Here is a 12,696-nt window from a genome sequence, read left to right as displayed (position 1 = left end):
GACTCCTGACTTCCCCTGTCCATCTCCGGTGAGTTATCTTATTTGGTCCGCCGGCGGCGCAGTTTTGTTAAATATCTCTATCTCTTTCTTCGCTTCTTCAACCATTCCCAGCCTGCCGTATGCCGCGGCCAGCCGCCAATGTGCCCACGGGTTATCCGGCTGCAGTTCCACTAGACTCTGCCATACAGGCAGTACCTCCGCATACATCTGCCGGTTGAAATAGAACGCGCCCAGGTTGTAATAACCGTCGACGTGATCAGGCCTGACCTCTATCGCCTTCTTCCACTGTGCTGCGGCCTCTTCTTCTTTTCCCATGTCTTCCAGTAGTATGCCCAGGTTGTTGTAGGCTTCCGCGTACTCCGGGTTAAGCTCAATGGCCTTTCTGTACTCCTCCATTGCCTTATCAGGCCAACCTTTCCTGGCTTGAATGATCCCCATATTATAATGGGCCTGCGGGTGGTTTGGGTCTATCTTCAGCGCCTTCTCAAGCTCTTTCTGCGCCCGTTCCATACGTGCCCCGCTCATCAGCGCAACGGCTTTATTATTGTACGCCTCAACGTAGTTCGGGTCCAGCGCCATGGCCTTCTCATACATCGTAATCGCGTCGTTCGGCTTTCCCAGCGTGGCATACACGACCCCGAGATTGTTATAGACCTGCACGTTCTTCGGGTCGAGCTCGATGCACTTTGTGTAAGCCCCTATGGACTCCTCCCACATACTGTTCTTGGCGTAGGCCTGGCCCAGCCTTCGATAGTATTCCGCCTTTGAGGGATCCTTCTCAGTTGCCGTCTTAAACTGCGTGATTGCCTCGCCATACTTCTTCTCTTTCAGCAGTTCAAGCCCGACGCGGAAATTGTCCACCGCACCAACCTCGGCATAACAGGGCTCGATTAGCCCCAGAAGCAGAGCGGCGATGACAGCTAATATAGTAACTCTTCTCGTGTTCATGTTCATATCCGTTTTATTGTGGTGGCCGGGCCCGCTCAAGATTCCCGCAGGTCCAGGAAAACCGCCAGCGTCGCGTTATTGACTTGCTCCTGTGGTGGAAAACTAATTCAGCTCCTTTATAACGAACATACCCTCCGGCGGGTCAAAGAGGATGGTCTTTATCCTCTCGTGCCAGAGTTCTCCGAACTCCTTCTGCTCTTCGTCCGTGGCCTTCCCGGTCACGGCCTTCGGCATAAGCGCACCCATCTTTGGGTTGCCGCCTAGCATGTAATTTGAATACGTTATCTCTATCTTCTTACCCGTGTCCATCCGCTCAAATTCCACCGAGCATATACAGTCCGCAGGGGGTTCCTGGCTCGCGTCGAAGGTGAGGAGGTTCTTCCTGTTGTAGCGGCCGCCGCCAAGCCCGCTGAAACCGCTTTCCGGCGCTGCGCCGGTTATAAAAGTCACCACCTGGGACACCGGGCCGTTCACCTTATCCTCAACGCCGCCCTTGAACTTGACCTTTATCTCGCCCCTGACCGGGTTCTTGTCCGGGTAAAGCTTCTTGAGCGCCAGCTGTGTCATCTTGTACGTCCCGGAAATGGCAGGGCATGAGTGGCCCGCCATCTTTACGGCGTCACCGTATGTATAGACCAGCGGCTCGCCTTTATCTATCGCCCCGAGCACTACCGCGAGGGGGTCTTCTAATTTTATGGGCTCTACTTCATCAAAGAAATCTTTATTAAACTTCGTGGTTTCAACGGCCATTAACACACCTCCCGGGTGCCACGTAGAAGTCAAGATGACTAAAAGACTTAACACAACTATCTTCACACTGCGGAAGCTTGCCATCGGGGCGGAAATCCTTTCTCTACAGAGGTACAGGCCCAACGAGGCCAGAAGAGTTAAAGATTCTAACACGGGCGGGTTATTTGGTCAAGGAAAGGTTATGGAGTGTAATACGTAGTCATACGTCTGGGAACTACCTTAACAATTATGAGTAAGTATAGAATGAAATACAATAAGATTCTTTTCAATGTTGAAAAATGCTTTCCTATTCTTCCTTTATGAATCTAATGTTGCTAGCAGTTTTCTTTACACTATCTCCCTGTCTAACTTCTTCCGGAATAAAAGTTACAATTTTACCACAGGCCTCTTCCGTAAGATCACAAATCCTTGGTAAAAATTCCTCAATATGAGCTAAATATGTATTACCAGGAACATGAAGCAACTCAATTATGGCAAAACCTCTGGTTTCATCTACTGATATTATTTTGCCTCTCAACACATTATGTACTTCGTATAGTTTAGCGTAGAAGTCCTCGAGTTTATCTTTAAGTTCACGATCTTTATCTGATTTGTCTCTAACATATTTAAGCAACTTTGCTGGAAGCATCTCTTTTGCCTTATCAAGTTCTCCTTTTCTGAAATATATTTGTGATGCCTGGAAACTCGCCATGACGGTACACTTTTTTTCTTTATACGTTGAAGGTTTATTAACAATAGCCTGTTTAAAATATTGTAGCGCTAAATTTGTGTTGTTTACTTTATAGAAGTAGCCTAGCTCTATTAGAATCTCGCGGCGCATATCTAATGATCTATAATCACTGTCATCTAGTTTTACGGCTGCTTCAATCTGTTGTAAGGACTCCTTCAACTTCTTTTCGGCTTCCGTATGCTTTCGGTCTTTTTTTAGCTCCTCAGACCATCGCTTAAGGTTTTCAGCCATACTTGTGCGGTTTATTATTTCATGACGTCTAGCTGAGCCTGTAGTTTCCTTCTTTAAAGCTCGCCCAAACAATTTATCCGCTTCCGAATGTTCACCTAAGCGACATTTAGCTTGCCCCAAGGCATTAAGTATTACATAGTCATCGGGAGATAATTTGTATGCCTTTTCATAATAGCTTAATGCCTCTTTTATTCTATCCCCCTTTCTTTTCATGTTGCCCCACGTAAGCCAAATCTGCGGGTCATTAGGATTAAGTTGTGCTGCTTTCTTCATCAGTCTATCCGCTTCAACGGAATGGCCTTCCTGAGATTCCATTACCCCCCAGTTTCTGTATAAAGAAGCAAAGCCAGGAGCAATGCCCAGAGCTCTTTTGTAATCATCAACAGCATCAGCATATCTCCCTGCTTGGTATTTTTGGAAAGCAGTTTGTACAATCATTGCGGCAACCTTTTCTTCTTCTGAAATAGCCCCCAAGTTTGACAAACTGAAGCGATATTGTTTTTTCGCGCGTTCTGCTTCTTCAACAGTTGCTTGAACTTCTTGCAACTTCTCCTCAATTTCCCTTTTCAGAGAAGAATCCCTATCTATTTGCTTTCGTATGTATCTACGAGTTAGAGATAACAAGACATATCGTGTCAAAATCTGATTTTGTTCACCCTTATATGGTTCTGGTACAATTAAGGACACTAGTATTAATTCTTGGATTCCATCTTCAAAATCTCTCTGTTCGATATTTGTCACATACTTCAACACTCCGGCTTGAGGAGGTTCGTCGAAAGAACTTAAAGCACAAAGTATTTTTTTTGAGGAATATGAAAGCTCGCCATAAATATGGTCAAAACAAAAACGAGAAATTTCACTAGTTGTTTCTCCGACAGCATCAATTATACTAGAAATATCCTTCCCCATTGCTACATGCCCAATCACCCACTTGATAGCCAGCGGATAGCAACATACTTTATTCACGTACGCTCTAATAGTTTTATCATCGAGCCTTGTTAGACTACCCAATCCTTTGTCTTTAGAAATTTGACGGAATAAGTGAATAGCTTCTTTTTCTTTAAGTTGTCTAAGTTCATAACGCCTCTCAACCTGACCTAATCCTTTTCTGCTTGTAATAAGAACCTTTGTTTTTGGGTGTGGGTCAAGGACAAAGTTTATTGTACGCTCATCAGTAATGGTTTCCAAATTATCGATAACAACTAATATGCAATTATGCATATCAAAGATTGCCTGAATATCCTCTCCCTTCTTTTCTACAGAATCGCTCGGCTCCCCAAAGCCCATAACACAAAAGATCGTGTCTAATAGCTGTTCGTAGTTTTTTATTGTCGGCTCTATATCTTCAATTCCTAGATAAGATAATGATTCTTCTTTTGCACTCATCCAGATAATACCATCAAACTTGTGAACTGGCTGTTGAACAAGTGAATAAATAACCCGTAAAGCGAGAGCTGTCTTGCCAACTCCTCCAGCTCCAGAGATTGTAATTACTCGATGGAGACTCCCTTCTAATAATTGCATTACCTTTTTAATGTCCTCTTCTCTTCCAATAAATCCACCTTCATATTCGTAATCTGGCGTGGGAACATTATTAGGTATTCCGATATTACACAAATAATCAATGGTAAATCCCGGTGGTATCCTAATTACAACCTTTTCTGGATGTTCCTCTATGTCTCGAACAAAGTTAGCAAATGCCGTCTTTTCAGAACCTAAATAACGAGCTATTTTTCTTGTGTTTTCTAATAATTTGTCCAAGTCTAAACTTGTAAAGTACCCTCTAACATGAGCAATCTTGCATCGCAAACCGTACAGCTCATCCATTACATTAGAGAATTCTTTTGCTGAGAAGCCAGTATTTGGAAAGTGTTTTCGATACATGTCTTTGTAGCATACGATTTCCTTTAAGTCTGGAAAATCTGTCTCTGCAAGCAAATCACCTATTTCCTCATAATCAGCACTTGATATTCGATCCTTGATTTTACTTATAACTCCAGGTGGAATACCCTCTACGTAATTTACATTATGAATAGGAAGCTTCTCTGACAAGAAGCATCTAAAAGATTCTTCAAACCGTGAAATGACTGTATACCCAATATCTCTACGATTAAATTGTATACTCATGTATCACCGCCTAAATATTCTTCTGCCACACAAAACACACTACTTATACTACATTCGTATCATATACACACACTTACGTTGTTCTGGTATATGCGGGTTGATTCTATACAATGTGCTTTCGCAATGTCAATGAGAAAAGAAGAAGCTTTTTATAGGCATGTAGCTCTATTTGTTTGCAACACAATTCCGGGATGTTACTGCGGTAACAACATGGGTTTTCCAGCAAAACATGTTCATGGCTTAAATACAGTTTACAAGCTAATGTAGATTCAAAACGTTATAGAATAGTCCAGCCGGGGGCGGTGGATGATTATCAAGGGGGGCGTTGGTCTCGAGGTAGGGGTCTTATCGACGGGGTTACCTACACAAATCATAATGGGAAACTCAAGTGTCATTATTGTTCACCCACTAATGACTTTAAAGTAACAATTTGAGGGAAAAGCTTTTGTGTAGGGACAGCCCTCGTGGCTGTCCGAGAACGGACAGGGACAAGCCCTGTCCCTACGTTTTTAACAGCCTCCTGGCCGGAGCACAGTCTGAGCGGTATTAAACAACAACCTCTATCGCCTTAGACGTGTCAAAGGTATGTTTGGACTCCATTACCTCCAGCCAGCCATCGATAGCTTCCTTTACGTTTTCCAGGGCCTCTTCACTCGTCTTGCCCTGCGATAAACAACCCGGCAGCGCAGGTACCTCCACCACATAGTAACCCGCTTCGTCTTTCTCCAACACTACATGGAGTTTCATAAGATATACCTCCCGATAATCTCCTAAACAAGCTCCATAACTTCTTCTATACTTGAGCATGTACAGGGATAGTCTAGCACAGGGCGGTGGATGATTACTATTGGAATTTCACACTCAAGGCAGGCGTCGAGTTTCTCCCGGGTCCGGGCCTCTCTGCCGCCGTCTTTGGTGACGACGACGTCTATGCTGAAGTCGCGGATGTTTACTATATTAAATTCCCTGGAAAACGGGCCCTGAATGGCCAGGATGTTTTTTGGTAAGATTCCCATCTCGACGCACCTGCTGATATGTTCCGGCATGGGGAGGATGCGGACGATTATCTCGTGACTGCCACCGTCCCGCAGCCTGATAAAATCCTTTACACTGTTAAACCCGGTGGTGAGGAGTATCCTGCCGCCCAGCTTACCCGCCGCCTCCACGGCCTCATTTACGCCGTCTACTCCGTGTATGAGGGGGGATTCCGGTAGTGGCGTGGCCTCTCTCTGGAACCTGATATACCTGATGCCCTTTTCCCCGCAGGCCCGCATTGCGTTCAGGGAGGCGTTGGCGGCGTAGGGGTGTGTGGCGTCTATGACGGTGTCCACGCCGTTATCATCGATGAATCGGACCAGCTCGTCCCCGTCCATCCTGCCCTTCACACAGAGGTGGCCGAGTCCCATCCCCGCAAAAATCTCCTCGCCGTACGGTGTGGCAACGGTGGTAATGACTTTTACCTTTGCATCGTGCAGCCTGCGGACTATCTCCCTGCCGTCGGCAGTGCCTGACATTACCAGTATCACAGCTTATAGCCTCGCTTTGTTACCATGAAATTATCTGAGACAAACGTGGTGGAGTTGCCGATTATGATTATAGTAGTCATGTCTATCGTATGGTTAAGCATCTCGGAGATGGTGGTCACAGCTATCTCCTGTCCCGTTCTTCCGGCATTTTTCACGATGCCAACGGGCAGTGACCCCGGCCTCTTCTCCATAATTATCTGCTGCGCCTTCTCTATCTGAGAGGTCCGCTGTGAGCTCCTGGGGTTGTATAGCACAATGACATAGTCCCCCTCGACCGCAAGCCGCAGCCTCTTTTCTATCAAATCCCAGGGGGTGAGCAGGTCGCTCAGGCTGATAACGGCGTGGTCGTGCATGACCGGCGCCCCTAAGAGCGCGGCCGCGGCAGAGGACGCGGGGATACCGGGGATTATTTCAACGGGGATTTTGGGGTTCACACGCCCGGCCAGCTCCAGCACAAGTCCGGCCATGCCGTAGACCCCAGGGTCGCCGCTACTCACGATGGACACTACCTTGCCCTCCGCGGCCTCCTTGAGCGCGGCCTCACACCTCTGCCGTTCTTCTCCCATGCCTGAACTCAGCACGGGTTTATCACCTATCACGTCCTTTATCAGCTTCAGGTATGTCTTGTACCCGGCGATGACGTCAGACGCCCTGAGCGCCTCAATTGCCCTGGGGGTCATATCGTCCGCTGAGCCGGGACCGATGCCTACTACGAAAAGTTTTCCTGGGCCACGGCTACGGTTACCCCCGGATACTTCTGTTTTTTCAGTATTAATTTCGTCCTCCTCCCCGCCAGCAGCGCCACGGGTTCACAGACGCCCCAGACGCCGATTTTTTCCTTAACGAACTCAGACCTGCTGAACTCCTTCGCACACGTATTTATCTCTTCTTTTGAGATTATCTTCAAGGGTATTCCCAGTTCTCGAACGCCCTCGGCCAGGCCGGGCACGCGCGCCCTCTCGTCTATAGTAGCCGCAAGTCTCACCCGCTCAAGCGGCATATGGCAAAACTGTAACGCGGACACTATGGCCTCTTTAACGGCCTCCGAAGAGACGTCGGCCTTGCAACCCACCCCGACTACCAGGTCCTTTTTCGCCTCGGTACCCGTTGTTATAACCGCCTCCGCGTGGAGGACATTGGACACCTTCAGGGCGAGGTCGTTTGCGCCGCCTTCGTGTCCCGACAGCACACTGACGGCGTAGCGTCCGGCGTCGTCCACCACTACCACCGCGGGGTCCGTGAGCTTGTCCTTCACGTGCGGGGCAATTGCCCTTACCACTATGCCCAGGGCCATAATAAATACCAGGCCGTCGTATTTATCAAAGATTTCGGCTACAAGGGCACGAATACCCTTGGAGAAAGATTTTGTGCGCGGCTTGTCCTTGCTGAATCTTTCCGTTACGAACAGGTCAACATCTTCTCCCAGGGCCGGTCTCAGCCGCTCTGCGACTTCCAGGCCTTCTTCCGAGAGTGTTATAAGCGCCAGGGACATTTATTATTCCTTTGCAGTAGACGCGGCCGCGGCGGCCTTTTTTAGTTTTTTAGGTTTTTTGCGTTTCGAACGTCTTGTAATCTGTACAAGTTCATCAAGCAGGGAATAAAATACCGGCACCACAAGCAGTGTAAGGCACATAGAAGAGAACATCCCGCCCGCGGCTACCACACCCATGCCGGCCCGCGCCTCCGCGCCGTAGCCTAGACCGATGGCAATTGGCAGCATCCCGAACATAGTCGAAAAGGCCGTCATGAGGATAGGGCGCATTCTTGTCTCCGCGGCCTCCAGTATGGCCTCCCTGACGTCCTTGCCCGCGCGCCGCAGCCTATTGGTGTAGTCCACAAGTAATATTGAATTCTTTGAAACCAGTCCGAACAACAGAATTAGACCTATTACACTGTATGCATTGATGGTGTTCCCGGTGACCAGCAGCAGGCCGAACCCGCCCGCAAAGCTGAGGGGTAACGCCACCATTACGGTTAAAGGGTGGATAAAGCTGTCAAAGAGGGACGCAAGCACCATATAGGTTATAACCATAGACAGCACGAGCACAAATATTATAGTACGCAAAGACTCCTTAAACGTCTCCGCCTTTCCCGAAAAGGCCATGATGTACTGCTCCGGCAGTATTTCTTTGGCAATCTCATTAACGTCTTTGACCGCTTCCCCCAGGGTCTTTTCATCCTTAACGAGATTCGCGGATATCACAAAAGAGCGCTGCCGGTTCCTTCTGTTTATAACGTTGAACCCGGTTGCTTCTTCTATACTCACAAGGTCCTTTAACCCGACAATACGTCCTTCTTTGTTTCTCAGGTGCAGCTCGCCTATGTGCTGTGGCAGGTCCCGGTATTGTTCGGCGAGCCTTACGATTGTGTTGTATCGTTTGCCTGCGTGTTTGTATTTGGCTTCCACTACCTCTACGCCGCCCATCATGGCCCTGATAGCGTTACCTATTCCGGTTACGTCCACACCCAGGTCCGCGGCCTTCTCGCGGTCTATGTTTACGTAAACCATGGGCCGGCCCAGTTCCAGGTCAGAATCCACGTCAACGATGCCGGGTATCTTGCTAAGCCTTTCCTGAAACTCCACATCCAGCTTTTCCAGTTCCGTGAGTTCCGGACCGGAAACGGAAAACTCCAGCGCCGCGCCCCTCCCGGCACCGAAGCTTCGCTCAAACTCCAGAGGAAACGCGAAGACACCCGGGACCCCGGCAAATTGTCTTCTCAGTCCGGCGATAATCTCACCCTGTGAACGCGTACGGTCATACTTTGGCACAAGATGCACAAAGAAGATACCCTTGTTCCCCCCGCCAAAACCACCCGCGGAGAAGAACGACTTTACCTCCGGCGTCTCGTCAAGGACATATCCGATCTTTTTCATCATACTGTCGGTATAGTCCAGTGACGAGCCTACCGGCGTCTTCACGCTTACCATAAACTGCCCCGTATCCGACGAGGGCACCAGCTCCCTCCCAACAAGACCCGCAAAAAATATGCCGACCGTCAGGCTTGCGGCAGCAATTATGCATATGATAAACCTCCACCGTAAGGACCAGCCAAGCGCCTTTACGTAAACGCGCTCAAGCGCCAGGAACATGCGCTCAAAGAAGACAAATACCTTGTTTCGCTTGCCCCCGACCTTCAGCCAGCGCGAGCAGAGCATCGGGGTCAGTGTGAGCGCGACAAACGTCGAGACAAATACGGCCACCGAAACGGTAATTCCAAACTCATAAAGGAATCTCCCCACTATACCGCCCAGGAAGGCCACCGGAATGAACATCGCCGCCATCACTATCGTTGTGGAAATAACCGCAAAGGCCACCAGCCCCGCCCCTCTGCTGGCAGCTTCAAAACGCTCCAGGCCTTTTTCCTTGTGCCGGAATATGCTCTCCAGAACCACTATCGCGTCGTCTATCACCACACCAACGGCGAGGCTCAACGCCAGCAGGGTCATATTGTTGAGCGTAAAACCCAGGAAATACATCACGGTAAAGGTGCCCAAGAACGAAACCGGTATGGCCAGGAAGACTATGAATGTGCCAACGGGATTTCGCAGGAAAAACAGCACCACAAGTCCGGTTATTAATATCGCAAAAAGGATGGCATACTGCACGTCATTTATGGACGCAACGATGAAGTCGCCGCGGTTCACCGCAATGTTCATAGACATGCCCTCGGGCATGTGTTTTCTGGCCTCCTTAAAAACCCTCATTACCTCTCTGGAGACGGCTACGGTATTCGCGCCCGACTGTTTCTTTACGCCAAGGCCCACAGCCGGCTCTATGGCCCCCGGGGCATAACGGTACCGGCCTACCATACTCCGGTCTTCCATTCCAAACTCGGCAAAGCCGACGTCTTTTAACTTTATGGGGGCGCCCGAACGGTAGTCTATTATAAGGTTATTAAAATCCTCCGCGTCCTTGAACTCCCCCAGGGTCCTTATGTAAAGTTCCACAGACCCTCTTTCTATCTTCCCGCCGGGCACCTCGCTGTGTTTCCTGCGCAGGGCGTCAATGACGTCCTCTACGGTTATCTGCCGGGCCTTCAGGCGGTTGGGGTCGAGCCAGATTCGCATTGCCTTCCTGCGGGAGGCACCCTCAATAATCAGGCCCACGCCGGGGAGGACCTGAAACTTGGGTTTCAGGACGTAGTGGGCGTAGTCGCTTATCTCTTTAATCGGCATGTTGCCCTGTACGGCTATCCACATGATGGGGCTTGCGGAGGGGTCCAGTTTGTCTACTATCGGGTGCTCAACGTCCTTCGGAAGCTTCTCCAGGGCTATGGCGACCTTGTCGCGCACGTCCTGCGCCGCAACGTCTATGTCCCTGTCCAGTCTGAACTCTACCGTTATCTCCGAGAAGCCCTCAGAACTCTTGGACGTGAGGTTTCTTATCCCCTGTATAGTGTTTATCTCTTCTTCAAGGGGATCGGTGACGTCCAGCTCCATGACGTCCGGGCTGGCGCCTCTCAGTTTGGTCTGTACCACCACATAGGGATAATCTATCTTGGGATACTGGTCCACACCGAGCATGAAATAGGCGATTGCTCCAAAGACGCCTATCGCAGAGACTATCATTACGGTGAATACGGGTCTTCTTATACAGAGGTCGGGTAAAAACACCGCTATGCTCCTTCATTGGCCTTGAACGGCTTCGGCTCAACGCTGTCTCCAGCAGACAACACATACTGCCCCCTTACTACCACACTGTCACCGGCCTTCAGCCCCTTTAATATTTCCACCATACCCCCTTTTAACCTGATTCCGGGAGTAACAACGACCTTTACGGCGCGCCCGTCCTCCACCACAAAGCAATATCTGATGCCCTCCTCACTGAGCAGGGCCTCCTCCAGGACCACCACCGCGTCCGGATGTAAGGCAACCGGCAGCTTGACAAGTACAAAAAACCCCGGAATCAGCCTGTCGTCGGGATTCGGTATCTTTGCGTAACATTGAAACCGTCTTGTCTCTACTACGGTCTTGGGATTGATATAATATACCGTGCCCACAAATTCTTCACCGGGATAGGCCTCTACAGAAACGCTTACCTCCTGACCGGTCTTCACATAAGAGTAGTATTTTGCGGGGACGGTAAACTCGAGTTTTATGGGATTGATGTCCACTATGTTCAGCAGGTCGGTATTACCCTCGCTAACGTATTCTCCGACGTCAATAAACTTCTTGCTCACTGTTCCGGATATCGGGGCATAAATTCTGGTATCGCCAAGCTCGTCTTCCGCCAGGGAAAGGGCTGCACGGGTGGCTTTCAGGTTGGCCTCTTTTAGCTTCACGCCGCTAACCGCCTCGTCATATTCCTGGCCGGATACGACCCCTTCCTCATAGAGCTGTTTTATCCTTTTAAGCGTCTTTCTGGCCAGTACCAGGTCTGCTTCCGCCTCCCGGACCCTGCCCTTGTGCTCCTCTTCCTTAAAACGGTACCTCTCGTCCCCAATCGTAATGAGGAGTTTGCCCTTCTTTACCTTGCTGCCTTCTTCAAAGAGTATTTCCTTTACAATTCCGTCCACCTCGCTCCGTATGTCCACGTCGGCCTCGGCGTAAAACGACCCCGTTGTCTCTTCCATATATACTATGTCCTGTGTTATCGCCTTAAACACCTCTACAGGGTATACTCTTCCGTTCTTTTCCCCCACGGCCACAGCCGGCAGAACTATGGCAAAGACAATCACAAGCACTATTGCGCCCGGTTGGAATAATTTGCTCGAAGTTGTAATGAAATATTTGGTATTCGGCATTTTGTGTCTACCCTTGTCTCATGGAGGCAAGCATCTTTTCGATTATTGACATAAAGTCGGTCTTCTCTTCCTGGGTCAGAGGGTTGAGAAGCTTTTTGACCCTGAGCTTCCTCCTGTGGAGTTCTTCCATAAGCACCTGCCGGCCGATGTCAGACATGGATATATCCCACTGCCTCTTGTCCTGCTCATTTACCTCGCGAATAATCAACGGTGCCCTGCTTTTCCCCTCAATATAGTTCTCCAGCGAGGACAGCAGGCGTGACGCCTGAAAGGTGTTTATGTTTAGCTGGGTCTTTATGTCTTTGAGCGACATCTTGTCCTTCCACCTGAGTAAGGCCAGAAGGGCCTCCTGGTCAAAGGTAAGGATGGATGAGGATTCCGGATCTCTTCCCAACTCCAGGATGAGCAGGTTTATCTCCTCTACAAAGCTGTCCAGGCTGGTCTTCCGTTTGGTTTTGGTTTCTTGTTTCACAAGCGGCACCCCCGTGTCCTGATAGAGGACATTTATTGGTCTGAAAATCCGCCCGGGAACCCCTCAAGCGGCGGGCTTTATTTAGTTAAATCATAACAAATAGTTGCATAATATGCAACTATTTATCCGGGTGCAATATACGTGACGGGTGGCACAAGGATTCAGGT

The 12,696-nt window shown here is 49.2% G+C and carries 10 protein-coding genes; all 10 read right to left on the bottom strand.

Going from position 1 to position 12,696, the window contains the following annotated elements; genetic code table 11:
- Positions 1–33: 33 nt before the first annotated feature.
- The 10 genes from NOU37_02605 to NOU37_02560 all read right to left on the bottom strand — a co-directional run bounded on the left by NOU37_02605 (position 34) and on the right by NOU37_02560 (position 12,529).
- Positions 34–948, bottom strand: coding sequence for a tetratricopeptide repeat protein (locus NOU37_02605; GenBank protein MCQ4574125.1), 915 nt, complete (start codon positions 946–948; stop codon positions 34–36).
- Between the two features lie 102 nt (positions 949–1,050).
- Positions 1,051–1,698 (bottom strand): FmdE family protein, encoded by a 648-nt coding sequence (locus NOU37_02600; protein ID MCQ4574124.1) that lies wholly within the window; start codon positions 1,696–1,698, stop codon positions 1,051–1,053.
- 286 nt (positions 1,699–1,984) lie between these two features.
- Positions 1,985–4,711: an NB-ARC domain-containing protein gene (locus NOU37_02595; GenBank protein MCQ4574123.1), complete on the bottom strand. Its 2,727-nt coding sequence runs from the start codon at positions 4,709–4,711 to the stop codon at positions 1,985–1,987.
- A gap of 621 nt (positions 4,712–5,332) precedes the next feature.
- On the bottom strand, positions 5,333–5,533 hold the full coding sequence (locus NOU37_02590) for a type II toxin-antitoxin system HicB family antitoxin (GenBank protein MCQ4574122.1): 201 nt from the start codon (positions 5,531–5,533) through the stop codon (positions 5,333–5,335).
- A 23-nt stretch (positions 5,534–5,556) separates the two neighbouring features.
- On the bottom strand, positions 5,557–6,312 hold the full coding sequence (gene cobK / locus NOU37_02585; protein ID MCQ4574121.1) for a precorrin-6A reductase: 756 nt from the start codon (positions 6,310–6,312) through the stop codon (positions 5,557–5,559).
- Positions 6,309–6,992, bottom strand: a complete 684-nt coding sequence (gene cobJ, locus NOU37_02580; GenBank protein MCQ4574120.1) for a precorrin-3B C(17)-methyltransferase — start codon at positions 6,990–6,992, stop codon at positions 6,309–6,311. The genes cobK and cobJ overlap by 4 nt, the downstream gene beginning before the upstream one ends.
- Before the next feature lie 29 nt (positions 6,993–7,021).
- Positions 7,022–7,804: a cobalamin biosynthesis protein gene (locus NOU37_02575; protein ID MCQ4574119.1), complete on the bottom strand. Its 783-nt coding sequence runs from the start codon at positions 7,802–7,804 to the stop codon at positions 7,022–7,024.
- A gap of 3 nt (positions 7,805–7,807) precedes the next feature.
- The gene (locus NOU37_02570) at positions 7,808–10,927 is read right to left on the bottom strand and encodes an efflux RND transporter permease subunit (GenBank protein ID MCQ4574118.1); all 3,120 of its coding nucleotides are present in this window, start codon (positions 10,925–10,927) and stop codon (positions 7,808–7,810) included.
- A gap of 2 nt (positions 10,928–10,929) precedes the next feature.
- On the bottom strand, positions 10,930–12,057 hold the full coding sequence (locus NOU37_02565) for an efflux RND transporter periplasmic adaptor subunit (GenBank protein ID MCQ4574117.1): 1,128 nt from the start codon (positions 12,055–12,057) through the stop codon (positions 10,930–10,932).
- Positions 12,058–12,064: 7 nt separating this feature from the next.
- A complete protein-coding gene (locus tag NOU37_02560) occupies positions 12,065–12,529 on the bottom strand; it encodes a hypothetical protein (protein ID MCQ4574116.1) in 465 nt (154 codons plus the stop codon).
- Positions 12,530–12,696: the final 167 nt, after the last annotated feature.

The sequence above is a fragment of the Candidatus Bathyanammoxibius amoris genome (assembly GCA_024451685.1).
GTDB classification, from domain to species: Bacteria; Planctomycetota; Brocadiia; order Brocadiales; family Bathyanammoxibiaceae; genus Bathyanammoxibius; species Bathyanammoxibius amoris.
The sequence above is the reverse complement of the archived record's forward strand: the minus strand, read 5'-3'. Positions and strand labels throughout refer to the sequence as shown.

What these genes read in the sequence shown, in the direction of transcription:
- NOU37_02605 (MCQ4574125.1), bottom strand. Translation starts at nt 948, where the DNA reads ATGAACACGAGAAGAGTTACTATATTAGCTGTCATCGCCGCTCTGCTT.
- NOU37_02600 (MCQ4574124.1), bottom strand. Translation starts at nt 1,698, where the DNA reads ATGGCCGTTGAAACCACGAAGTTTAATAAAGATTTCTTTGATGAAGTA.
- NOU37_02590 (MCQ4574122.1), bottom strand. Translation starts at nt 5,533, where the DNA reads ATGAAACTCCATGTAGTGTTGGAGAAAGACGAAGCGGGTTACTATGTG.
- cobJ (MCQ4574120.1), bottom strand. Translation starts at nt 6,992, where the DNA reads ATGACCCCCAGGGCAATTGAGGCGCTCAGGGCGTCTGACGTCATCGCC.
- NOU37_02575 (MCQ4574119.1), bottom strand. Translation starts at nt 7,804, where the DNA reads ATGTCCCTGGCGCTTATAACACTCTCGGAAGAAGGCCTGGAAGTCGCA.
- NOU37_02565 (MCQ4574117.1), bottom strand. Translation starts at nt 12,057, where the DNA reads ATGCCGAATACCAAATATTTCATTACAACTTCGAGCAAATTATTCCAA.